Source organism: Stenotrophomonas maltophilia group sp. vghtpe118 (assembly GCF_052605195.1).
On the sequence record NZ_CP199672.1, the window covers coordinates 3,790,849 to 3,813,365 of the forward strand.

At 67.3% G+C, this 22,517-nt stretch carries 27 protein-coding genes and 1 pseudogene; 9 read left to right on the forward strand and 19 right to left on the reverse strand.

What is annotated here, in order from left to right; translation table 11 throughout:
- The first annotated feature begins 107 nt into the window (after positions 1-107).
- Both ACUDTM_RS17300 and ACUDTM_RS17305 read left to right on the forward strand, forming a co-directional pair.
- Positions 108-319: pseudogene (locus tag ACUDTM_RS17300) on the forward strand (DUF4287 domain-containing protein).
- A gap of 111 nt (positions 320-430) precedes the next feature.
- Positions 431-1,138 (forward strand): YitT family protein, encoded by a 708-nt coding sequence (locus ACUDTM_RS17305; protein WP_005415543.1) that lies wholly within the window; start codon positions 431-433, stop codon positions 1,136-1,138.
- Between the two features lie 82 nt (positions 1,139-1,220).
- Here ACUDTM_RS17305 and ACUDTM_RS17310 read toward each other — a convergent pair whose 3' ends face one another.
- Positions 1,221-1,766: a DNA-3-methyladenine glycosylase I gene (locus ACUDTM_RS17310; RefSeq protein WP_072168202.1), complete on the reverse strand. Its 546-nt coding sequence runs from the start codon at positions 1,764-1,766 to the stop codon at positions 1,221-1,223.
- Positions 1,763-3,556 carry a DUF4153 domain-containing protein gene (locus ACUDTM_RS17315; RefSeq protein WP_088497787.1) on the reverse strand — a complete coding sequence of 598 codons (1,794 nt, stop codon included), beginning with the start codon at positions 3,554-3,556 and terminating at the stop codon, positions 1,763-1,765. Before ACUDTM_RS17315 ends, ACUDTM_RS17310 begins: the two co-directional genes overlap by 4 nt.
- A gap of 91 nt (positions 3,557-3,647) precedes the next feature.
- Between ACUDTM_RS17315 and ACUDTM_RS17320 the strand changes: the two genes are divergently transcribed.
- The 4 genes from ACUDTM_RS17320 to ACUDTM_RS17335 all read left to right on the forward strand — a co-directional run bounded on the left by ACUDTM_RS17320 (position 3,648) and on the right by ACUDTM_RS17335 (position 6,305).
- A complete protein-coding gene (locus ACUDTM_RS17320; RefSeq protein WP_072168200.1) occupies positions 3,648-4,214 on the forward strand; it encodes a YqgE/AlgH family protein in 567 nt (188 codons plus the stop codon).
- Positions 4,207-4,701, forward strand: a complete 495-nt coding sequence (ruvX, locus tag ACUDTM_RS17325; protein ID WP_088497786.1) for a Holliday junction resolvase RuvX — start codon at positions 4,207-4,209, stop codon at positions 4,699-4,701. Before ACUDTM_RS17320 ends, ruvX begins: the two co-directional genes overlap by 8 nt.
- 16 nt (positions 4,702-4,717) lie before the next feature.
- Complete coding sequence (locus ACUDTM_RS17330) at positions 4,718-5,668, forward strand: aspartate carbamoyltransferase catalytic subunit (RefSeq protein ID WP_072168199.1); 951 nt, start codon at positions 4,718-4,720, stop codon at positions 5,666-5,668.
- 145 nt (positions 5,669-5,813) lie between these two features.
- Positions 5,814-6,305, forward strand: a complete 492-nt coding sequence (locus ACUDTM_RS17335; protein WP_072168198.1) for an REP-associated tyrosine transposase — start codon at positions 5,814-5,816, stop codon at positions 6,303-6,305.
- A gap of 120 nt (positions 6,306-6,425) precedes the next feature.
- Here ACUDTM_RS17335 and ACUDTM_RS17340 read toward each other — a convergent pair whose 3' ends face one another.
- The 16 genes from ACUDTM_RS17340 to ACUDTM_RS17415 form a co-directional block, all read right to left on the reverse strand.
- A complete protein-coding gene (locus ACUDTM_RS17340; RefSeq protein WP_445391427.1) occupies positions 6,426-7,223 on the reverse strand; it encodes a prolyl oligopeptidase family serine peptidase in 798 nt (265 codons plus the stop codon).
- A 71-nt stretch (positions 7,224-7,294) separates the two neighbouring features.
- Complete coding sequence (locus ACUDTM_RS17345; RefSeq protein ID WP_061479786.1) at positions 7,295-7,561, reverse strand: hypothetical protein; 267 nt, start codon at positions 7,559-7,561, stop codon at positions 7,295-7,297.
- Positions 7,562-7,666: 105 nt separating this feature from the next.
- The gene (gene mgtE, locus ACUDTM_RS17350; RefSeq protein ID WP_049410631.1) at positions 7,667-9,028 is read right to left on the reverse strand and encodes a magnesium transporter; all 1,362 of its coding nucleotides are present in this window, start codon (positions 9,026-9,028) and stop codon (positions 7,667-7,669) included.
- A gap of 126 nt (positions 9,029-9,154) precedes the next feature.
- Positions 9,155-10,924 carry a phosphoenolpyruvate--protein phosphotransferase gene (ptsP, locus tag ACUDTM_RS17355; RefSeq protein WP_227836595.1) on the reverse strand — a complete coding sequence of 590 codons (1,770 nt, stop codon included), beginning with the start codon at positions 10,922-10,924 and terminating at the stop codon, positions 9,155-9,157.
- 2 nt (positions 10,925-10,926) lie between these two features.
- Positions 10,927-11,196: an HPr family phosphocarrier protein gene (locus ACUDTM_RS17360; protein WP_005408385.1), complete on the reverse strand. Its 270-nt coding sequence runs from the start codon at positions 11,194-11,196 to the stop codon at positions 10,927-10,929.
- Positions 11,189-11,581, reverse strand: a complete 393-nt coding sequence (locus ACUDTM_RS17365) for a PTS sugar transporter subunit IIA (RefSeq protein ID WP_005408386.1) — start codon at positions 11,579-11,581, stop codon at positions 11,189-11,191. The genes ACUDTM_RS17360 and ACUDTM_RS17365 overlap by 8 nt, the downstream gene beginning before the upstream one ends.
- Positions 11,582-12,079: 498 nt before the next feature.
- Positions 12,080-12,964, reverse strand: a complete 885-nt coding sequence (rapZ, locus tag ACUDTM_RS17370) for an RNase adapter RapZ (protein WP_353080145.1) — start codon at positions 12,962-12,964, stop codon at positions 12,080-12,082.
- 27 nt (positions 12,965-12,991) lie between these two features.
- The gene (gene hprK / locus ACUDTM_RS17375; protein WP_005408388.1) at positions 12,992-13,942 is read right to left on the reverse strand and encodes an HPr(Ser) kinase/phosphatase; all 951 of its coding nucleotides are present in this window, start codon (positions 13,940-13,942) and stop codon (positions 12,992-12,994) included.
- Positions 13,939-14,391, reverse strand: coding sequence for a PTS sugar transporter subunit IIA (locus tag ACUDTM_RS17380; protein WP_072168192.1), 453 nt, complete (start codon positions 14,389-14,391; stop codon positions 13,939-13,941). Before ACUDTM_RS17380 ends, hprK begins: the two co-directional genes overlap by 4 nt.
- Positions 14,392-14,412: 21 nt before the next feature.
- On the reverse strand, positions 14,413-14,730 hold the full coding sequence (gene hpf / locus ACUDTM_RS17385) for a ribosome hibernation-promoting factor, HPF/YfiA family (RefSeq protein ID WP_005415556.1): 318 nt from the start codon (positions 14,728-14,730) through the stop codon (positions 14,413-14,415).
- Positions 14,731-14,788: 58 nt separating this feature from the next.
- Positions 14,789-16,210: an RNA polymerase factor sigma-54 gene (locus tag ACUDTM_RS17390; protein WP_072168191.1), complete on the reverse strand. Its 1,422-nt coding sequence runs from the start codon at positions 16,208-16,210 to the stop codon at positions 14,789-14,791.
- Positions 16,211-16,250: 40 nt separating this feature from the next.
- Positions 16,251-16,970, reverse strand: a complete 720-nt coding sequence (lptB, locus tag ACUDTM_RS17395; RefSeq protein ID WP_005415558.1) for an LPS export ABC transporter ATP-binding protein — start codon at positions 16,968-16,970, stop codon at positions 16,251-16,253.
- Positions 16,970-17,536, reverse strand: coding sequence for a lipopolysaccharide transport periplasmic protein LptA (lptA, locus tag ACUDTM_RS17400; protein ID WP_088497781.1), 567 nt, complete (start codon positions 17,534-17,536; stop codon positions 16,970-16,972). Before lptA ends, lptB begins: the two co-directional genes overlap by 1 nt.
- Before the next feature lie 101 nt (positions 17,537-17,637).
- Positions 17,638-18,213, reverse strand: a complete 576-nt coding sequence (lptC, locus tag ACUDTM_RS17405; protein WP_005415560.1) for an LPS export ABC transporter periplasmic protein LptC — start codon at positions 18,211-18,213, stop codon at positions 17,638-17,640.
- Positions 18,210-18,758, reverse strand: coding sequence for a KdsC family phosphatase (locus ACUDTM_RS17410; protein ID WP_049415164.1), 549 nt, complete (start codon positions 18,756-18,758; stop codon positions 18,210-18,212). Before ACUDTM_RS17410 ends, lptC begins: the two co-directional genes overlap by 4 nt.
- Before the next feature lie 66 nt (positions 18,759-18,824).
- Positions 18,825-19,826, reverse strand: coding sequence for a KpsF/GutQ family sugar-phosphate isomerase (locus ACUDTM_RS17415; RefSeq protein WP_061479792.1), 1,002 nt, complete (start codon positions 19,824-19,826; stop codon positions 18,825-18,827).
- A 54-nt stretch (positions 19,827-19,880) separates the two neighbouring features.
- On the opposite strand from ACUDTM_RS17415, the gene ACUDTM_RS17420 reads away from it, so the two are divergent.
- Genes ACUDTM_RS17420 through ACUDTM_RS17430 form a run of 3 tightly spaced genes read left to right on the forward strand, consistent with a single transcriptional unit; the run spans position 19,881 to position 21,718 of the window.
- The gene (locus ACUDTM_RS17420; RefSeq protein WP_005408396.1) at positions 19,881-20,111 is read left to right on the forward strand and encodes a BolA family protein; all 231 of its coding nucleotides are present in this window, start codon (positions 19,881-19,883) and stop codon (positions 20,109-20,111) included.
- Between the two features lie 21 nt (positions 20,112-20,132).
- The gene (murA, locus tag ACUDTM_RS17425; RefSeq protein WP_088497780.1) at positions 20,133-21,404 is read left to right on the forward strand and encodes a UDP-N-acetylglucosamine 1-carboxyvinyltransferase; all 1,272 of its coding nucleotides are present in this window, start codon (positions 20,133-20,135) and stop codon (positions 21,402-21,404) included.
- Positions 21,401-21,718: a hypothetical protein gene (locus ACUDTM_RS17430; RefSeq protein ID WP_032957609.1), complete on the forward strand. Its 318-nt coding sequence runs from the start codon at positions 21,401-21,403 to the stop codon at positions 21,716-21,718. Before murA ends, ACUDTM_RS17430 begins: the two co-directional genes overlap by 4 nt.
- A 114-nt stretch (positions 21,719-21,832) precedes the next feature.
- On the opposite strand, the gene ACUDTM_RS17435 is transcribed toward ACUDTM_RS17430, so the two are convergent.
- On the reverse strand, positions 21,833-22,516 hold the full coding sequence (locus ACUDTM_RS17435) for a DUF3108 domain-containing protein (protein WP_005415565.1): 684 nt from the start codon (positions 22,514-22,516) through the stop codon (positions 21,833-21,835).
- Between the last annotated feature and the right edge of the window lies 1 nt (position 22,517).

Genomic DNA, 22,517 nt, shown 5'->3' on the forward strand with positions numbered 1-22,517 from the left:
CTGCCTTGGTGGGTGCCGACCGTTGGTCGGCACCGGGTCAAACGTGTGGGTATGTCGATTTAAGGGACTGTGGTTCGTCGAATGAATGACTTCAACGGGAGCTGCAGATGAGCACTGACACCAAGCCGAAAGGCCCGGCCTCGTACTTCCCCTTCATCGAGAAGACCTACGGGCAGCCGGTGGCGCACTGGTTCGGGCTGCTGGCGGGGAAGAAGGGCCTGAAATACATGGAACTGGTCAGCTTCCTGAAGAGCGGCACGGCCTGGGCCATGGCCACGCCAACGCGCTGGTGGCATACCACCTGGCCGGAAAGGGGTAACCAGCGGCCGGCGGAGGGCAGGGCAGGACGCATTCAGCTGAACGATTTCATCTGCAACTGTCATGCAGATCGTGTCTAATACCGCTCCCCACCTGCTGTTCCCCCACCCGCATGTCCCTTCCCTCCCATGGCCCCGCGCCGTGCGACGACGCTGACGGCCACCTGGTCACCGCCGGTCCGCTGACCCCGCCGCCCGACAGCGCCGGCACCACCGCCGACGACAAAGCGCTGCGTCACTCGATCGCCGAGGACGTGCAGGGCATGGTGCTGGCCACGATGGTGGCCTCGCTGGGCCTGGCCATCTTCGCCAAGGGCGGGCTGATGATCGGCGGCATGGCGGGCATGGCCTTCCTGCTGCACTACGCGATGGGCTGGAACTTCGGCCTGGTGTTCGTGCTGGTCAACCTGCCGTTCTACTGGGTGGCGCTGCGGCGCATGGGCTGGGAATTCACCCTGAAGACCTTCGCTGCGGTCACCGCCTGTGGCGTGCTGACCGACCTGCTGCCGCGCTGGATCGACTTCTCGCACATCAACCCGCTGTACTCGGCGATCGTAGGTGGTGCGTTGTCCGGCCTGGGCATCCTGTTCTTCATCCGCCACCGTGCAAGCCTTGGTGGCATCGGCATCCTGGCGGTGTACCTGCAGCGCACCCGTGGCTGGAGCGCGGGCAAGGTGCAGATGTCCTACGACGCCTGCCTGATGGTGGCCGCGTTCTTCGTGTTGTCGCCATCGAAGGTGCTGTACTCGGCCATCGGCGCGGTGGTGCTCAGCCTGGTGCTGATGTTCAACCACCGCCCCGGCCGCTACATGGGCGTGTGACGTTCAACGGTGTTGCCGGCCAGCGGCCGGCACTACCTGAACCCATGCATGGCAGCGCCGGGCCATGCCCGGCGGATATCCATCAGCGGGCGGCGGCCTTCAACCACGGCGGCGACAGCATCAGCAGCCGCGCATGCACCGGGCAATCCTCGGCGTGCGCACCGGGCAGGTAGCCCAGGCTCATCAGGAATTCGCCGGTGATCTCGCCGCCGGTGAAGCGGAACGTCTTCTTGAACAGCTTCACCCAGTCGGCCTTGCTGCGCGGGTGGTGTGCATCCAGCCACGCCGCGAAGCTGCCATGGCTGGCCCGCAGCTGCTGGATCACCTGCGCGTTGTGGATCGCCGCCAGCACCTTCAGCCGGTTGCGGATGATGCCCGCGTCCGACAGCAGGCGCTCGATGTCCTGCTCGGCATACGCGGCCACGCGGTCGACATCGAAGCCGTCGTAGGCCGCGCGGAAGCCCTCGCGCTTCTTCAGGATCGTTTCCCAGCTCAGGCCGGCCTGGTTGATTTCCAGCACCAGCCGCTCGAACAGCTCGCGCTCGTCACGCTGCGGGAAGCCGTACTCGTTGGCGTGGTAATAGTCGTGCACCGGATGGCCCGGGGCGATGAGGCAGTAGCCGCTCATGGGGAAGGCTCGTTGGAATCGGATTCGGATTCGGGATCGATGGCCACCGCAGGGTGCCCGCCGATGGACAGCATCGGCCAGCGCGGTGGAATGAGCGTGAGCCTGCCGTCACGCAGGGCCTGGTTGATCGTCTCGGCCTGGCCGCTGACGGTGCCGAACAGCGCACCGGCCCGGCGCCACTGCGAATCCTTGCCACGTGCGTAGAGTACGCAGTCCGGTCCACGGTGGGTGTTCAGCTCGCACAGCAGCACCTCGCCGGTACCATCGCCGTCCAGGTCGCGATGCACGATCAGGCAGTCGCGCTCGCTCTGGGCGCAGGATTCGCCATTGATCGATCGGGTGGCCAGAGCTTTCCACCAGTCGTCCGGTGGCGAACTGGATCCCTTGGCCAGCTTCAGCGCGCGCTGAAGCGCGGCGACGTCCTGCGGCCCCTTGTCGAGGCGATGGCCGTCGTCCCAGCGTGAGGTGCGTGCCAGTGCTGCAGCGATCACCTGTGGCGCGTTGGCATCAGCGGTGATGGCCGGATCGCGCTGCAGTTCGCGCAGCGCCTGCACGCCACGGCGCCCCAGATCGAAGCGCAGCACGTTGACGTCGCTGCTGGTGATCGCCGGCGGGTCCGCGCGCAGCCGCTCCAGTTGGCTGGACAGGGTCAGCCGCACCGGGTCCAGCAGGGGCGAGTTGCCCAGCAGGGCCAGTGCCAGCACCGCCCAGCACATCCAGCGGTTGACCGGCTCCAGCATCTGCAGCCAGCGGCGCTGCCGGCGCAGCACCGCCAGCGCGTAGCCCACGGCATAGCCGGCCGTGGCCAATGCGACGAGTACCGCCCAGAAGCGATCTAGGGTCCAGCCGTACTGCGCCACGCGCAGGCCCAATGCATACAGTGCCAGCGCGGCGTAGACCGGCAGCGTCAGCAGGCTGGCTTCGACCAGCCTGCGCAGCACCAGAGGGTAGGAGACACTGTCTTCCCCCTGCTGGTAGACCGCATTGGTGAACGTCACCAGCAGCAGCGACACCACCACCAGCAGGCTGGCGGCCGAACGGGTCTTCCACAGCGGTTCCAGCCCGGTAAGCGGCAGGCTCAGCACGAACAATACGGCGATGAACGACAGCAGCGGCAGCAGCCCACGGCAGATCGCGAACAGCACCTGGCGGGTGATCTGGATCGCACGGTGCTGGGTGCGCCCGATCAGCACGCCGAACCCGGCCAGGCTGCCGGTGGCCAGTGCGATGAAAGCGTCCTGCCGGAACAGGTCGCGGAAGACATTCACGTCCAGCAGTTGGAACAGCGCTGCCCACAGCCACAGCAGCAGCCAGGTCAGCCCGGTGAACAGCGCCGCCAAAGCGAGGGTCAAACCGTTCTGCCAGGCGCGCTCGAACAACTCGGGGTAGCTGGCGCGCCAGTGCCCATGCTGCAGCTGGAACTGCCACCAGGGCAGGGCCACGAACACCGCCACGCCCATGCCCAGGGTCAACGGAAACTGCAGCGCGCCCGATTCCAGTGCGGTCTCGCCATTGAGGTTCCAGCCGATCCAGGCGGCCAGCGCCAGCACCACCGCCGAGCCGAGCGCGGCCTGCAGCCACAGGCGGCGCTGGCCCAGCTCGACCAGGCTCAGCGCCACCGCGCTGGGAATGGCCAGCACCCAGGCGTACCAGCAGTAGCGCCAGCCGATATCGCGGAACGGCCAGGCATCGGACAGCTCCTGCGCGGCGTACAGCATCAGGCCCTGCAGCAGGGCGATCAGGACGATGGCGCTGCGTGCCGGCAGGGTCAGGGGCGATGAAGATGGCATCAATGACCTTCCGTGGCAAAGCACCATCCTAGCCCATCGCGGTTCGGCGCCATCGCGCGACCATCCCGCCCCCAGCAGGTAGAATGGGCCCATGCCTGTAATGCCGACCTCCCTTGCCGATCACCTGCTCGTCGCGCTGCCGTCGCTGCTCGACGCGACCTTTGCCCGCAGCGTCGCGCTGATCTGCCAGCACGACGAGAACGGGGCGATGGGCGTGCTGGTCAACCAGCCTTCCGAATACACGCTGGGTGAAGTGCTCGCGCAGATGGACATCACCACCGGTGATGGCGAGCTGCAGGCGCGCATGGTGCTCAATGGCGGTCCGGTGCATCCCGAACGCGGCTTCGTCATCCATGACGACGCGCGCGCGTGGGATTCCAGCCTGACCGTGGGCCACGGCCTGTACCTGACCACCTCGCGCGACATCCTCGAAGCGATGGCGCGTGGCGAAGGCCCGGCCAATGCGGTGGTCACCCTCGGCTGTGCCGGCTGGGGCGCAGGGCAGCTGGAAAGCGAGCTGTCCGAGAACAGCTGGCTGACCGTGCCGGCCGATGCCGAGCTGGTGTTCCAGCTGCCGCTGGAGCAGCGCTGGCAGGGAGCGGCTTCGCGCATCGGCGTGGACCTGTTCCGGCTGACCGACTACAGCGGCCATGTCTGAGCCCATCACGCCCGCCCCGGTTCCTGCTGCGCCGGCGATCCGCCGTGACGGCACAGTTCTGGGTTTCGATGTTGGCTCGCGACGCATCGGCGTGGCCATCGGCAGTGCTTTCGCCGCCCATGCGCGCGCGGTGGCCGTGGTCGATGTGCACGGCAACGGCCCGGACTGGACCGCGATCGAACGCCTGCTCAAGGAATGGAGGCCCGACGGCCTGGTGGTCGGCGACCCGCTGACCCTGGACGGCCAGGACCAGCCCAACCGCAAGCGTGCGCAGGGCTTTGCCCGCCAGCTGCGGGAACGCTTCAAGCTGCCGGTGGTGATGATCGACGAGCGTTCCAGCTCGGTCGAGGCGGCCCGCCGTTTCGCCGTCGAGCGCGCCGAAGGGCGCAAGCGTCGCCGTGATGCGGCCGCCCTCGACGCCGTGGCCGCGGCGGTGATCATCGACCGCTGGCTGTCGTCCCCCGACGACGCCACCCCCATTCCCTGACTGCACGACTCCCGCCATGACTGCCCAGCAAATCGATGCCTCCGGACGCCTGCGCCACCTGCTGACCCTGGAGGGCCTGCCGCGCGAAACCCTGCTGCAGCTGCTCGATCGGGCAGGGCAGATCCGCGACGCCGCAGTCGGCCGTGTCGGCAACAAGCGCCACGTGCTGGCCGGTTCGGCGGTGTGCACGCTGTTCTTCGAGCCGTCCACGCGCACCCGCAGCTCGTTCCAGCTGGCCGCGCAGCGCCTCGGGGCCGATGTGCTGAACTTCGATGCCTCGACCTCGTCCACGCGCAAGGGCGAAACCGCCTGCGACACGCTGCGCAACCTGGAAGCGATGGGCGTGCGCGGCTTCGTGGTGCGACACCCCGATGACGGCGCCGTGGCCGCGCTGGCCGAGGCGGCGGGCGAGGGCACCGCACTGATCAACGCCGGCGACGGCCGCAGCGCGCACCCGACCCAGGGCCTGCTGGACATGCTGACCCTGCGCCAGGCCAAGGGCCCGGATTTCTCGAAGCTGAAGGTGGTGATCGTCGGCGACGTGAAGCACTCGCGCGTGGCGCGCACCGACCTGCACGCGCTGCGCACGCTGGGCGTGGGCGAGATCCGCGTGTGCGGCCCGCAGTCGCTGCTGCCGGACGACGAGACCCTGAAGGGTTGCGTGGTCGGCGATGATTTCGACGCGATGCTGGAAGGCGTCGACGCGCTGATGATGCTGCGCCTGCAGCGCGAGCGCATGGAAGAAGGCCTGGTGCCGTCGCTGGAGCAGTACCACGCGCAGTATGGCCTGACCCGCGCGCGCCTGGCGCGTGCCGGCAAGGACGCTGCGGTACTGCACCCGGGCCCGATCAACCGCGGCGTGGAAGTGACCGACGACGTCGCCGATGGCCCGCAATCTTGGGTGCTGCGCCAGGTCGCCAACGGGGTCGCCGTGCGCATGGCCGTACTGGAAACCTTGCTGGGCTGACCACTTTGGTGGGTGCCGACCGTTGGTCGGCACTGAACCATCAGTGCGGTGAAGTGCGGGCCTGGCCATTGAATGGTTTCGGGCCTACCTGTATTGACGTGTTGCCCGATAGAAGAGAGATACCGGCAGGCGCACGCTTGGGCCCATGAACCGCGCACGCCTACGCCTTGGCCGCCATTCCCGGATCGGGCAATCCTACATCCTGACCACCGTCACCCAGGAACGTCGACGCTACTTCGATGATGCCACTGCGGCACAGGAGGTGATGGATGTGTTCCGTCGCATTGATGATGATGGCCTGACGCACTCACTTGCCTATGTGGTCATGCCGGACCACATCCATTGGCTTGTGGAGATCCGTGCGTTCTCGCTGGACTACATCATGCAACGCTTCAAATCGAGCAGTGCATTGCGGATCAACCGCATGCTGGGCAAGACAGGACCATTTTGGCAATCGAGCTATCACGATCACGCCATTCGTTCTGAAGAATCACTGTTTCGCCATGCGATGTACATCGTCGCCAACCCGGTCAGGGCGAACTTGGCGAGCTGCGTGGGAGAGTATCCGTATGCCTGGTGCCGATGGGAGATTGATGGGAGTTACCAAGCAATGGATTACCCCGAAGCGGAGAGATAGTGCCGACCAACGGTCGGCACCCACCAATACCCAAGCCGACCAACGGTCGGCACCCACCAATACCCAAGCCGACCAACGGTAGGTATCCACCAACAGATGTTTCCCAGCAGAAGCCGCGGTTCAGCGCTTCTGCGCGAACAGCCATGCCCACATTGCCGGGTCCGCGTAGGTGGCGTCCCAGGCATTGTGGTTGCCTTCGGGGTACTCGGTGTAGCGCACGTCACGCGCGTTGGCGTTCTGGAATGCGGCGTGCAGCCGGCGGTCGTCATCCGGCGGCACCACGTCATCCAGCGCACCATGGAAGATCCAGATCGGTGTGTGCCGAAGCCGCTTGGCGATCACGGCATAAGGATTGGATTCCTGGGCCACCTCTTCGACGAACAGGGTCGGACGCACCGCGCGCGGCGCCAGCACTGCGCCGCATACTGGCACGATCGCGGCGAAGCGCCCGGGTTGATCCAGCGCGATGTTCCAGCTGCCATAGCCGCCCATCGACATCCCGGTCAGGTACTGCCGCGAGGGATCGGCACCGAACTCGGCGATGGTGGCGTCCAGGGCGGCCAGCGCAACGCGGTTGTTGCGCCCGCTCCATTCCTGGCGGCCCGGCACCTGCGGGAATACGGCCAACGCGGGGAAGTCGGCCGCGTGCCTGCGCAGGTGCGGCCCCAGCCCGGCATGGGTCTGCTTGACGCCGTCGCCGCCACGCTCGCCGGATCCATGCAGGAACAGCACCACCGGCAGTGCGCCAGGCGTGCGCGCCGCGGCTGCCGGAATGAACACCTGGTAATAGGCGGTACGGCCATCCACTTTCACCGCACGCGATTCGAAGCGGCCACGTGTGCTGTCCGGGTGCGAGGCGCAGCCGGCCATCATCAGGATCGCCAGCATCGGCAGCCAGCGCATCATCGTACGGACCATCGACGTTCCCGGAGCGGTGGGTTCAGCCGCATCCTAGTCCGCCGCAGGTCAACGCGGCATCATGGGCCGCATCACTGCGGGCGCGGGAAGCTGGCGATGATATCCAGCTGTTCCTGGGCTTCGGCATTGCCGCTGGCGGCGGCGGCCTGCACCTGCGCCATGTCCGGGTGCAGCACCACCAGCAACGGGTTTTCGCAGACCGGGCAGTCGTACTCGGTGGCGTCCTCGTCCAGCTCCATCTCCATGGCACGCGAGCTGCCCTTCCATTCGCAGGCTGGGCAGGTGTGCTGCTGGTCGCGCCAGCCGGGCTGGAAATAGTTTTCGATCGTTGTTGCCATGAGGGTCCAGTTGGAATCGGGTCAGAGCCCCGCGCTGCGGGGATCCGACCCTGGGTCTTGGTGTGGGTCGGAGCTCCGCGTTGCGGGGATCCGGCCCGGCAGGGATCAATGCAGCAGCACCAGCGTGGCCAGGCCGAGGAAGGTGAAGAAGCCCATCGAGTCGGTCACGGCAGTCAGGAAGATGCCACTGGCCAGCGCCGGGTCGAAGCCGAAGCGTTTCAGGGTCAGCGGCACCAGCACGCCGGCCAGTGCCGCGAACAGCAGGTTGCAGGTCAGCGCGATGGCGATCACCGCCGACAGCCCGGGCGAGTGGAACCAGACCAGCACGATCAGCCCCAGGATCGAGCCGAGCAGCAGGCCGTTGAGCGCGGCCACCCGCACTTCCTTCCACAGCAGCGTGCGCGCGTTGGAGGCGCCCACCTGGCCCAACGCCAGGCCACGCACCATCAGCGCCAGCACCTGGGTGCCGGCATTGCCGCCCAGGCCGGCCACGATCGGCATCAGCACCGCCAGCGCCACCAGCTTGTCGATCGTGCCCTCGAAGTGGCCGACCACGCTGGAGGCCAGGAAGGCCGTGCACAGGTTGATCGACAGCCACATCAGGCGGCGGCGCATGGCGCGCCAGACCGGGCTGAACAGGTCCTCGTCCTCGTCCAGGCCGGCGGCGCCCAGCGCCTGGTGCTCGGCCTGGCCGCGGATGATGTCGACCACGTCATCGATGGTGATGCGGCCAACGAGGATGTTGTTCTCGTCCACTACCGGCGCGGAGATCCAGTCATGGTCGGAGAACTGCCGTGCCACTTCCTGGTCGCTCTCGCCGACGTCGATGGCCGGCTGCTCGTCGTCGATCAGGCGGTTGATCGGGGTGGTGTCCTCATGGGTCACCAGTGCCGCCAGCGACACCCGGCCGAGATACTGGTGCCGCCGGCTGACCACGAACAGGTGGTCGGTGTGGTCCGGCAATTCGCCGCGCAGGCGCAGGTAGCGCAGCACCACGTCGACGTTGACGTCGGCGCGCACGGTCACCACGTCCGGGTTCATCAGGCGGCCGGCGCTGTCCTCGGGATAGGACAGCACCTGTTCCAGCCGCTCGCGGTTCTCGCGGTCCATCGACTTGAGGACTTCATCGATGACCGTATCCGGCAGGTCTTCGACCAGGTCGGCCAGATCGTCGATGTCCAGGTCTTCGACCGCGGCGATGATCTCGTCCGGGTCCATGTCCGCGAGCAGGCTTTCGCGCACGTCTTCGCCGACGTGGACCAGCACCTCGCCGTCGTCTTCAGGATCGACCAGGCCCCACACCACCTCGCGCTTGCCCGGCGGCAGCGATTCAAGCAGGTTGCCGATCTCGGCCGGGGCCAGGGTGTTGACCAGGCGACGTACCGGGCCCAGCCGGCCGCTGTCCAGTGCATCGGACAGCATCCGCAGTTGGCGCGCAGTCTTGTCGTGGCGTACAGCTTCAGCCATCGCAGCTCCCGCGGGATAAGAAAAGCCGCGATCCCGGCAAGGATGCGGCAACAGGGGTGTTCAGCGCGTCATTATCGCAAGGCGATGTTTCAGCGCATAGCCGCCGGATGGCACCACCCTTGGCGCTCAGGCCGTTTCCGCCACCAGCGCCAGCCAGCGTTCGATGGCGCGGCGGTCGCGCGCGGCCAGTAGTTTCGGTGCACGGGCGCGCAGTGCGCCCAGGTCAGCGTCGCGTATCGCGCGGCGTACCTCCAGCAACGTACCGGGGTGCAGGCTGAACTCGCTCAGGCCCAGCGCCAGCAGCAGCGGGGTCATCCGGGCATCACCGGCCATCTCGCCGCAGACCGCCACCGGGACGCGGTGACGCGCGCCGGTCTCGATCACCATCTGCAGCAGCCGCAGCACGGCCGGGTGCAACGGTGAATACAACTCGCCCAGCGCCTCGTTGTTGCGGTCGGCAGCCAGCAGGTACTGCACCAGATCGTTGGTGCCGATCGACAGGAAATCGACCAGGTCGATGAAGCTCTCCAGCGCCAGCGCAGCGGCGGGGACTTCGATCATCGCGCCCAGCGGTACATGGTCGGACACCATGTGGCCTTCGCCGCGCAGCTGTTCGGTCAGTTTGAGCATGCGCCGGCGCACGGCCAGCAGCTCCTCGCGGGTGCTGACCATTGGCACCAGCACGCGCAGCTTGCCGTACGCAGACGCGCGCAGGATCGCGCGCAGCTGGGTGTCGGCCACCTTCGGCCGTGCCAGCGACAGGCGCACTCCGCGCAGGCCGAGTGCAGGGTTCTCTTCGTTGCTCAGGGTCAGGCCGGTACGGTCGGCCTTGTCCGCGCCCAGGTCCAGCGTGCGTATGGTGACCGGCCGCCCGCTCATGCCCAGCGCGGCATCGCGGTAGGTCTGGAACTGCTCTTCTTCGTCCGGCAGCTCATTGCGCTGCAGGAACAGGAATTCGGTGCGGTACAGGCCGAGCCCCTGCGCGCCCAGTGCATGTGCCTGGGTCACGTCTTCCAGTGATTCGGCATTGGCCAGCAGGGCAATGTCGACCTGGTCGCGAGTACGACTGGGCTTGCTGCGCAGGCGGCCGAGCTCGCGCTGCTCGCGCGCGTGCTCCTTCAGCCGGACGCGGTAGTCCCGCAGGTTGTCGGCCTGCGGGTTGACGGTGATGCTGCCGTCGGCGCCATCGATGATCAGCACATCGCCATCGGCGATGCGGCTGAGCAGCTGCGGCACGTTGACGATCAGGGGCAGGTGCAGGCTGCGCGCCAGGATCGCGCTGTGCGACAGCGCGCTGCCGGCGGCCGTGACGATGCCGACCACGCCCTGTGCCTGCAGCTGCGCCAGCTCGGAGGGCGCGATGTTGTCGCAGACCAGGATCTCGCCGGCCAGGCCTTTCACCGCCGACGGCCGTTCGGGTTGCAGGAAGGCGTGGATGCGCCCGATCACATGGTCGAGATCGTCCATGCGGCTCTTCAGATAGGCATCGTCCATGCCATCGAAGACCTTGGCCAGGCGGTCGCGCTGCAGGCGCAAGGCATAGCCGGCGCTGTACGGTCCGCTGCGGATCAGCTCGTCCAGGCCGTGCAGCAGCTCGGGGTCGTCCAGCAGCAGCGCGTGCAGGTCGAGGAACTCGCCCGCTTCCTGGTTCAGGGCGCCATGCAGGCGCTGGCGCAGCTCGTGCATTTCCGTACGCGCGGCATCCAGCGCCCGGTGCAGGCGCGCCAGTTCGGCCTCGACCTGGTGGGCGGCCACGCGCTGCTCGGCCACCTCCAGCGCATGCGGCAGCCGCACGCGTGCCCGGCCCATCGCCGTTCCGCGCGCGGCGCCGTGGCCGGCCAGCAGCTGTACCGGCCGTTGGCCGGAAGGGACCTGGCTGGCGCGTGCGCGCGGCACGCTCAGCTGTCCTCGTCGAAGCGGCGTTCGAACAGGCCGACCACCGCTTCCATCGCGGCGGCTTCGTCCTCGCCGTTGATGCGCACGGTGACCGGGGTGCCCTGGCCGGCGGCCAGCAGCATCACGCCCATGATGCTCTTGGCGTTGATCTCACGGCCCTTGGCGGCCATGGTCACGTTGCAGCGGAACGGTGCCAGGGTCTGCACCAGCTTGGCGGTGGCCCGGGCATGCAGGCCCAGGCGGTTGCTGACGGTGAGTTCTCGTTCAAGCATCGTCGACTATCGCTCCATTACGGGTACCCGCCGCGGCTGTGGCGGGCAGTTGATCCAGTCCCTGTTCCGGATAATTCATCACCCGCAGCAACATCGGCAGGCTCAGCGCCGATACCCGGCGAACCGGGGTCCCCAGCCGGGCCAGCTGCCCGGCAAGGTTGGCGGGGCTGGCGCCGTACAGGTCGGTCAGGATCAGCACGCCGTCACCTCCATCGACCCGCCGCAAAGCGGCCGAGGCGAGCGGGAGCAGGGCGTCCAGGTCTGCGTCGAACGGTACTTCGAAAGCTTCGGTTTTCAGCGGCAACTGCCGCAGGAGCCGGGTCGCCACGTCAAGCAGGGCGGTCCCGACCCCGGGATGTGTTACGAGGAGAATGCCACAGGTCATTACTGCACGTTAACAGGTCAAGGTGAATCGGCGATAGCAGCAGATGAGGGGTACTGTGTCCCGTATTCAGTGTTGCTCGGGTCGGGGCCCTTTTTCATTGAAAAAGGGATCCGACCCCATGCGTTTTTCGATGCCTGGCAGCGATTCATCCACGCATGGCATGGATCTACCGTGTCGACCAAGGTCGACACCTACCAACAGCAGCAGAGATCTGTCAGAGGTGGGGCGGTGTGGATCTGCAGGACCGCTGGCGCCATGGATGGCGCCAGCGAGCCCCCAAGGGTGAGGGCGCTTTGCTTGCGAAGCACTGCTTCGCAAGCGCCCGAACGCCCAGCCGCCAGCGGCTGGGCCGGACCGCGGAGCGGGGTTCACGGCGTGTCCTGCCTACCCACACCGCCCCGCCATCCCACGGAATGCCGCTTTTGCTGTTGCTGTTGCTGTTGCCGGCCAGCGGCCGGCACTACCAACGGGTGCCGGGCGCAGCCCGGCCGACCACCCTCAATCCTGTTCGCGGTGGTAGGTGGCCACGTCCTGCCAGCCCATCTCGCGGGCGTGCCGGGCCATGCGCTCGGCCAGGAACACCGAGCGGTGCTTGCCGCCGGTGCAGCCGAACGCCACGGTCACGTAGCTGCGGGTGCCATCCCCCAGTTTCGGCATCCAGGTATCCAGGAAATCCATCAGCTGGGCCAGGTAACGCTGCACGTCGGGCTGCGCTTCCAGATAGTCGCGCACGCCCGGCTCGCGGCCGCTCAGCGCGCGCAGGTCCGGGTCCCAGTGTGGATTGGGCAGCACCCGCGCATCGAACACGAAGTCCGCCTCGGCCGGTACGCCGCGCTTGTAGGCGAATGATTCGAACAGCAGCGACAGGCCGGTGGCATGGTCCATCGCGAACTCGGTGATGATCCGCCGCCGCAGCTGGTGCACGTTGAGGGTGCTGGTATCGATCACAGCGTCGGCCTCACGCCGCAGCGGCGCGGTCAGTTCGCGCTCGCGGGCGATCGCTTCGGGCAGCGACAGGCCCAGCTGGCTCAGCGGATGGCGACGGCGGGTGTCGGCGTAGCGCTTGAGCACCGTTTCGTCGCTGGCCTCGAAGAACAGTACCTTCACTTCCACGCCGGCGTCCGTGGCCAGCTGCCGCCAGTCGCCCAGCTGGCTCAGGTCGGCCTGGCCGCGCACGTCGATGCCCACCGCCAGCCGGCGCGGCGCGCTGCCGTCGTGGTTGGCCAGCAGGCTGCGCACGAAGTCCGGCAGCAGGTGGATCGGCAGGTTGTCCGAGCAGTAGTAGTCCTGGTCCTCGAAGGTCTTCAGGGCGACGGATTTACCCGAGCCGGACAGGCCGCTGACGATGATCAGGGTCGGGGCGGTGGGGATTGCGGTGCTCATGGACAGGCTCTTCGAGGGGCAGGAGGATCAGGGTGTTCGCCGTTCCAGCAGGTTGCTGTGGCGGGCGATGAACATGGCCGCCGGGTCAATGCCCTTGGTGCGCAGGATGTGCAGGCGGGTGGCGGCTTCGGTCAGCACGGCCAGGTTGCGGCCGGGCATCACCGGCAGGGTGATCAGCGGAACGTCCAGGTCCAGCACATGGCGGGTGCCCGAGTCGCCGGTCAGACGCTCGTAGCCATGCGGGGTGGGTTCGGTCATCGGCTTGGTCAGGTGGACGATCAGCCGAAGGTACTTGTTCTTCTTTACAGCCGTGTCGCCGAACATCTCGCGCACGTTCAGCACGCCCAGGCCGCGCACTTCCAGCAGGTCCTGCAGCAGTTCGGGGCAGGTGCCGTCGAGTACATCCGGGGCGATCTGGGTGAACTCGGGGGCGTCGTCGGCGACCAGGCGGTGACCACGGCTGAGCAGCTCCAGTGCCAGCTCGCTCTTGCCCGACCCGGCCTCGCCGGTGATCAGCACGCCAATGGAATAGATCTCCATGAACACGCCGTGCAGGATCACCCTCGGTGCGAGCGTGCGCGCCAGGTGGTAGGACAGGTGGTTGAGCAGTTCGTGGCCGCGCTTGGGCGACAGCCACAGCGGCGTGCCGGATTCATCGGCGGCGGCGCGCAGGTCTTCCGGGCAGGCCTGGTTGCGGGTCAGCACCAGCGCAAGCGGGTGCGACTGCATGATCTTTTCGATGGTCTCCCAGCGCTGGCGCGGTTCCAGCGCATCCAGCCAGGACAGTTCCTCGGTGCCCAGGATCTGCACCTTGTTGGGATAGATGGCGTTGAGGTAGCCGGCCAGCGAGGGACGCCGCGAGACGGTATTGCCGGCCTCCAGCTCGCGCTTCTCACCGGATTTGCCGGCGGCCCAGCGCAGCCCCAGCCGCTCGCGCTGCTGTTCGAACAGTTCACGGGCGGTGATGCTGGTATTCATGCGGCGCTCGCAGGTGGGGTCATGTCCAGCGCCTCGCGCAGGGCCCGGGCATCGCCGGCCTCACGCAGGGCCTGGCGGATATCCGGCGCGGAAAACAGCTCGGCCAGCTCGGACAGCAGCATCAGGTGCTGGTGGGTGTAGTGGGCCGGGACGGCCATCGCGAACACCAGGTCCACCGGCTCATCGCCGCCGAAGTCGACCGGGCTCGCCAGACGCAGCAGGGCGCCACGGGGGCGGTCCAGGGTCGGCGCGCGGCCGTGGGGGATGGCGATACCGTGGCCGATCGCGGTGCTGCCCAGGGCTTCGCGCTGGCACAGGTTCAGATAGATCTGTTCGGCATTGGCCTGGCGGCAGGCCAGCAACCCGGCGGCGGCCTGCAGGACGCTGTCGCGGTCGGTGGCCGCGCAGAGCTGGGTCTGCACGGCCGCCAGGAGGTCAGTCAGGGGCATGTCTGCGGGGAACGGTGACGATCAGCCACCATTGTCACCCACCGGCAGCGGTGCGTGCTGCTGTTTTTTCTCCTTGTGCTTGATGACCAGGCGGTCAAGCTTGTCCGCAAGCAGGTCGATCGCGGCATACATGGTCTGGCCGCCGGCCTCGGCGTGCAGGGTCTGCCCCGGGATGTTGAGGCTGGCGTCGACGTGGTGTTCGGTCTTCTGCAGCTTGAGGGTCACCCGCGCTTCGCAGTGCTGGTCGAAGTGTTTTCCGATCCGGGCCAGCTTCTCCTCCACATAGGACTGCAGGGCCGGGGTGACTTCGACGTCTTTGCCAAACGTTTCGATGCGCATCGGGTTTCTCCTGTGTTCGGATGTGCCAATGAACCTCTCCGCCGGGCGCGGCGGTGCGTCAAGCGATTCTGACCCTTTCGTGCGAGGCGGAGATGTTCATGGCTTCACGATACTTCGCCACGGTGCGTCGCGCTACTGGAATTCCCGACGATTTGAGCAGGTCAGCCAGCTTGGCGTCAGAAAGCGGCTTGCGCGGGTTTTCGTCGTCGATCAGGCGCCGGATCATCGCCTGGATGGCGGTGCTGGACGCCTCGCCACCGCCTTCGGTATCGATGCCCGAGGCGAAGAAGGCACGCAGCGGCAACGTGCCGCGCGGTGTGCGCACATGCTTGCGGGCGATCGCGCGCGACACCGTCGACTCGTGCAGGCCCAGTTCGGCGGCGATCTCGCGCAGGGTCAGCGGACGCAGCGCCTGTTCGCCGAACTCGAGGAAACCGGCCTGCTGCAGAATCAGGCTGCGTACCACCCGCAGCAGGGTTTCACCGCGCTGCTGCAGGCCCTTCAGCAGCCAGCGCGCCTCCTGCAGCTGGCCACGCAGGTAGCCGGCGTCGGCCTCGCCACAGCGGCGGATCAGCTGTTCGTAGCCACGGTGGATCACCACCTTCGGCCCGGCATGGGCGGCCAGCGCCGCGCGCCAGATGCCGTTCTGCCGCCACACCACCACGTCGGGCACCACGTAGGTATCCTGCGAAAGCGGCGCGATCTGGGTCCCCGGACGCGGGTCCAGCGAGCGCAGCAGGGCGACCGCTGTCTCGACCTCGTCCAGCGGCTGTTTCAGTTCATGGGCCAGACCGGCGACGCCACTGCGTGGCAGTCGTTCCAGCGGGCCTGCGGCAATCTGCCGCGCCAGCGCCAGGCCCGCGGTGTCGCCAGGCAACAGATCCAGCTGCAGCTGCAGGCATTCGCCGAGCGTGCGCGCGGCAACGCCGACCGGGTCGAAGCGCTGGATGCGATGCAGCACCGCAAGGATTTCATCCTCATCGGCATGAACCGACGGCAGCAGGGTTTCGGCGATGGTGGCCAGCGGTTCGCGCAGGTAACCGTCGTCGTCCAACGCATCGATCAGCGCAGCGCCGATGCTGCGGTCGTGCATGGAAAGATGCGACAGGTGCAGCTGCCACAGCAGGTGGTCGGCCAGCGTCTCGGTTTCGGCCACGCGCTCGGCGGCGCTGCCGGCGTCATCATCATCGTCGAAGCTGCCGCCACTGCCGGCAGCGCTCCAGTCGAGCTCGGCCGGTGCCCAGTCGTCGCCATTGTCGGTGCGTTCGGCCGGCGTGTCGGCGTCCGTGTTGTCGCCGCCTTCATTGGCGGCACTGCTGTCGTTGCTGTCGGCCCAGTCCAGCAGCGGATTGCTTTCCACGGCCTGGGCAATTTCAAGCTCCAGCTCGGTCGTGGACATCTGCAGCAGCTTGATCGCCTGCTGCAGCTGGGGGGTGAGCACCAGCTGCTGTCCCAACGATGTCTGCAGCCGAGTCTTCATGCCTGTGCCGAATGGAAGGAAAGGGACCCAGCACCTGCGGTCACAGCTTGAAGGAATCCCCAAGGTAGACGCGACGTACGTCAGCGTTGTCCAGGATCGCCTCCGGCGAGCCCTGGGCCAGCACGGTACCCTCGGCGAGGATATACGCGCGGTCGCAGATTCCCAAGGTCTCGCGCACGTTGTGGTCGGTGATCAGCACGCCGATGCCACGCTGCTTGAGATGGGTGACGATGCGCTGGATTTCGCCCACCGAGATCGGGTCGACACCGGCAAACGGTTCGTCGAGCAGGATCAGGCGCGGCTGCGCGGCCAGTGCGCGGGCGATCTCGCAGCGACGACGTTCGCCACCGGACAGGCTGGCACCGAGCTGGTCGGCGACATGGCCCAGCTGCAGCTCGTCGAGCAGGCTGTTCAATTCGCGCTCGCGGCCGGCCGAATCCAGGTCTTCGCGCAGTTCAAGCACCAGGCGGAGGTTGTCGGCCACGGTCAGCTTGCGGAACACCGACGGCTCCTGCGGCAGGTAGCCCACGCCCTGCTTGGCACGGGTGTACATCGGGTCGCTGGTGATGTCCTTGCCGTCGAGCACGATGCTGCCTGCATCGGCGGCGACCAGGCCGACGATCATGTAGAAGCAGGTGGTCTTGCCGGCACCGTTGGGGCCGAGCAGGCCGACCACTTCACCGGCGTCGAGGGTCAGCCCGAAGTCCTTGACGACTTCGCGCTGCTTGTAGCGCTTGCGCAGGCCCTTGGCGACGAGCATTACTTCTTGCTCCCCGCCGGCTTGGCCGGCGTGCTGGCCGGAGCCGCCGCCTTGGGTGCGGCGGCCGGCTGTGCCGCCGCGTTCTTGTTCTTCGGCGGAATGACAGTGCGCACGCGGCTGCCATCGCCACCGGAGTTCATCTCCCCGGTGCGGGTGTTGTAGACCATGCGCTGGCCGGCATTGGTGCCGCGCGCGCTGGTGACCTTGTAGCTGCCGGTCAGGGTGATGATCTCGGTCTTGATGTCGTAGTCGATGCGATCAGCCACCGCGTCCATCCAGGTGCCGTCGTCGAGCTGCTGCTTCATCGTGGCCTGCTTGCCGGTGAATACCGCACGCACGGCCTCGCCGTCCTTGAGGTAGATCTCCGCTTCGGACGCGCGGATGTCCAGCGTGCCCTGGGTAACGGTTACGCCCTGCGAGAGCACGGTCTTGCCATCGCCGGTGAGCACGCCCGACTGAGCGCCCGAGTCGATGGTCATGTTCTCGTTGCGGTCGGTGGACTTGGCAAAGCCAACGCTGGGAACAAGGAGACCGAGCGCGAGTACGGCTGCAAAGGGAATCTTCATCGGGGTCCGTTCTACCGGTGGGGCCGTCCGGGAAACCGGCGGCGGGTGGGTGGGCCGCCTTCCTTGCGCCGGTCCGGGGACGTCGCAGGAGGGTGGCGGAATCAGCGTCGGGGCGTGTATCGGCCCTTGGACTGGCTGAGGAAATGATACGTGTTGTTCTTCGAATCCACCTCGAAGCCCACGCCGGACTGTTCCATGCCGGGACGGGTCATGGTGACCCGCGCATCGGTGCGGGCACGGTTCTCCTTCGGGAACACGTCCAGGTGGTCGGTGCGGAACGTGGTCGGCACCACGCCCGGATCGGCCGGACTGTCGCCAGCGACATTGCCGCGCAGCTTCATCTCGTCGCCCTTGGCGCTGAGCCAGCCGGTCTCGGCGCGCAGGGTCCAGTGCTTGCCATCCTTGTCCGGCATCTCGAACAGTGGGGTGGCGATGTTGATGGTCTGGTCGCCGCGCTGCCGTTCCAGCCGCGGTGCGCGCAGGGTGGTCGATTCCTTGCCCTGCTCATCCAGTGCGACGATCTGGAAGTCGTGCAGGATGTAGTCCACGCCGGCGTCCTGGCCGGCAGTGGCCGGGCCCTTGTCACGGTTGCGCAGGGCGGCCCAGCTGCTGAGCAGGGCCGCCAGCAGCAGGCCGATGCCGAGCACGGTGCGCCAGTTCAGGGTGGGCAGGTTCATGCGCCGAACCTCGCCAGGACCGCGTCCACATGGCCCTGGGCGGCCAGCAGGATGTCGCACAGTTCACGGGCGGCGCCACGTCCGCCATCGGCGCGGGTCTGCCAGTGCACGCGCTCGGCGATCCACGGGTGGGCGTTGGCTGGCGCCACCGCCAGGCCGACCGCGCCCAGCGGCGCCAGGTCCGGCAGGTCGTCGCCCATGAAGGCCACCTGCTCCAGGCCGATGCCATGCTGCGCACACAGCGCCTGCACGCTGGCCAGCTTGTCGCCCACGGCGATCTGGGTGTCGATGCCGAGGTCGGCGCCGCGCTTGAGCGCGGACTGGCTGTTGCGCGCGGTGATCAGCACGGGATGGATGCCGTGCTGCTGCAGCAGTTTCAGGCCCAGACCGTCCTGCACGAAGTACGCCTTGCTCTCGTTGCCGTCCTTGTCGTAGTACAGCCGACCGTCGGTGAGGGTACCGTCCACGTCGAAGCAGGCCAGGCGGACGCGGGCCGCAGCGGCATGCAGGTGGGCGGGGAACGCGGGCAGCGGGGACCAGGGCATCAGGCGATCAGGCTCGGTGGGGGCGTGTGGGGCATTACAGACTGAATGGGGTCTACGGACTGTCGGTTAAACCACCCGGGCCCGCAACAGGTCATGAATGTTCAGGGCGCCGACCGCACGGCCCTGGCCATCGACCACGATCAGGCCGTTGATTTTCTGGGTCTCCATCTGCCGCGCGGCCTCTACGGCCAGCTGGTCGGCACCGATGGTGCGCGGGTTGCGGGTCATCACATCGGCGATCTTCGCGGTGCGCACGTCCAGCGCGCTGTCCAGCGCCCGGCGCAGGTCGCCGTCGGTGAACAGGCCGATCAGCACGCCATCGGCGTCGACCACGGCGGTCATGCCGAGCCGCTTGCGGCTCATTTCCACCAGCGCCTCGCTGAGGCTGGCATCGGCGCTCACGCTGGGCAGGTCCTCGCCGGTATGCATGACATCGGTGATGTGCAGCAGCAGGCGACGGCCGAGGCTGCCGGCCGGGTGCGAGCGGGCGAAGTCGTCGGCGGTGAAGCCGCGTGCGTCAAGCAGGGCTACGGCCAGCGCATCGCCCATCGCCAGCGAGGCGGTGGTGCTGGAGGTCGGCGCCAGCGCCAGCGGGCAGGCCTCGGCCGGCACGCTTACATCCAGGTGGATGTCGGCGGCGGTGGCCAGGCTCGACTGCGGGCGGCCGGTCATGGAAATCAGCACGTTGCCCTGGCGCTTGAGCACCGGCAGCAGCATCAGCACCTCATCGGACTCGCCCGAATAGGACAGGGCCAGCACCACGTCGGCTTCGGTGATCATGCCCAGGTCGCCGTGGCCGGCTTCGCCGGGATGCACGTAGAACGCCGGTGTGCCGGTGGAGGCCAGGGTGGCGGCGATCTTGCGGGCAATGTGGCCGGACTTGCCCATGCCGGTGGCGACCACCCGGCCGCGGCTGGCCAGGATCGCCTCGCAGGCCTGCTGGAAGGCCTCGCCAAGGCGGTCGGCGACGGCATCCAGCGCCTGCCGCTCGATCTCGAACACGCGGCGGCCACTGGCGACCAGGCCGGCAGGGTCGACGGAACGGGGGGGCAACAGGGATTCGGCCATGCGGACGCCACGCAGCGGAAGTAGAATGGAGGCACATTTTATTAGGAAAGCCCGTTGGACGCCGACACCATCCGCAATCTGATCGAAACCGGCCTGCCTGGCGCCCGCGCCGATGTGCAGGGCGATGATGGCGTGCATTTCGAAGCGACCGTGGTCTGCGAGGCCTTCGCCGGCAAGATGCCGCTGGCCCGCCACCGCATGGTCTATGCCACGCTGGGCGACCTGATGGGCGGCGCGATCCACGCGCTGGCACTGAAAACCGTGACCCCGGCCGAAGCCGGCTGAACCGCAGAAGATCCCGAATACATGGCCAAGATCGTTGTGACCGGCGGCGCTGCGCTGCACGGTGAAGTGAGCATCTCCGGCGCCAAGAACGCCGTCCTCCCCATCCTCTGCGCGACCCTGCTGGCCGATGAGCCGGTGGAGATCACCAACGTGCCGCACCTGCACGACGTGGTCACCACGGTGAAGCTGCTGGGCGAGCTGGGTGCCAAGGTCACCATCGACCAGGGCACGCTGTCGCGTGGCAGTGCGATCGTGGTCGACCCGCGTTCGGTCAACCAGCACGTTGCGCCGTACGAGCTGGTCAAGACCATGCGCGCCTCGATCCTGGTGCTGGGCCCGCTGCTGGCCCGCTTCGGCGCGGCCGAAGTGTCGCTGCCCGGCGGCTGCGCGATCGGTTCGCGTCCGGTCGACCAGCACATCAAGGGCCTGCAGGCGCTGGGTGCCGAGATCGTGGTCGAGAACGGCTTCATCAAGGCCAGCGCCAAGCGCCTGAAGGGCGGCCATTTCACCTTCGACATGGTCAGCGTCACCGGCACCGAGAACGTGCTGATGGGCGCGGTGCTGGCCGAAGGTACCACCATCCTCGACAACTGCGCGATGGAACCGGAAGTGACCGATCTGGCGCATTGCCTGATCGCGCTGGGCGCGAAGATCGAAGGCCTGGGCACTGCCCGCCTGGTCATCGAAGGCGTCGAGCGCCTGTCCGGCGGCCGCCACGAAGTGCTGCCCGACCGCATCGAAACCGGTACCTTCCTGGTCGCTGCGGCGATGACCGGCGGCAAGGTTACGGTCAACCGTGCGCGCCCGAACACCATGGACGCGGTGCTGTCCAAGCTGGTCGAGGCCGGCGCGAAGATCGAGACCACCGAAGACACCATCACCCTGGACATGCAGGGCAAGCGGCCGAAGGCGGTCAACCTGACCACCGCGCCGTACCCGGCGTTCCCGACCGACATGCAGGCGCAGTTCATGGCACTCAACTGCGTGGCCGACGGCGTGGGCGTGATCAACGAAACGATCTTCGAGAACCGTTTCATGCACGTCAATGAACTGCTGCGCCTGGGCGCGGACATCCAGGTTGAAGGCCACACCGCCATCGTGCGTGGCAGCGAGCACCTGAGTGGCGCACCGGTAATGGCCACCGACCTGCGTGCGTCGGCGTCGCTGATCCTGGCCGGCCTGATGGCCAGCGGCGAGACCACCATCGACCGCATCTACCACCTTGATCGTGGCTACGAGAACATCGAAGAGAAGCTGTCTTCGCTCGGTGCCACCATCCGGCGCGTGCCATGATCCTGCGCGGCAAGTTCAGCCCGCGCCGCAAGGCGCTGCTGGCCCTGGTGCTGATCGTGCTGGCGTGGCTGGGCTATGCCTGGTACGCCAACATCGCCATCACCCAGGGCATCGAGCAGAAGGACATGGACTGGAACGGCGACGGCACGGTCTCGCGTGACGAGATCATCGAATCGTTCTACGCGGTCGCGGTGAACGACAGCCAGGACGGCAACCGCCATTGCCGCACCTTCGTCTGGCGCAGCACCGGCGAGCAGATCCGCGTGGACTGCCGCACCGAGTTCAAGCCGGCCGCGGCCGAGGAAAAGAAGTAAGAACAACGCCCGCGAAAGCGGGCGTTTTTCCCGGGGCGTCCATCCACGCATGGCGTGGATCTACTTCAGGTTTCCAGTAGATCCACGCCATGCGTGGATGACGTGGATCTCCGGTCAGTTCATCGCCTTGATGGTCAGGTCCAGCGCATCGCGGCCGCTCTCACGCTGCAGCATGCGCGCCGGCACCGGGAATTCCGGCACGATCCAGGCGATCAGCTCCTTGTTGCCGTCGGCACGCGAGACCTTGGTGGCCTCGTAGCTCTTGCCGCCCACGGTGATCGATTCCTTGCCGATCACGCGGTAGGTCATGTTCTTGATGCGGCCTTCGTCGACCATGCGATAGGTCAGCGGCTTGCCGGCGGCCAGGTCGCGGGCGATCGCCAGATTGATCAGCAGCGCGTCCATGTCGCCCGTCTTCAACGCGATGGGGCCCGCACGGTCCGGCTTGATGTCGCCGGTCCAGGTGGCCTGGTTGCTGGTCCAGTTGTAGTTGGCCTGCACATTGCGCTTCTTCACCAGCAGTGCCGAACGGTCCTGGCTGCTGAGCGGGCGCAGCTGGCCACGCACCTCTTCGAACACGGTGCTCTGGCTCAGGTCGGCCAGCTGGTTCTTCACCTGCAGCGTGTAGCGCCACTTGTTGGCTCCCTCGCTGCTCAGCGTCATGCTGCCATTGGCCTGCATGCCCATGTAGCTGGCCAGGTAATCGGCCTTGAATGGCTGCAGGGCCATGGCCGGCAGGCTGGCCACCGACAGTGCGGCTGCAGCGATCCAGGTGAGGGGGCGGGTCAGGGTGCTCATG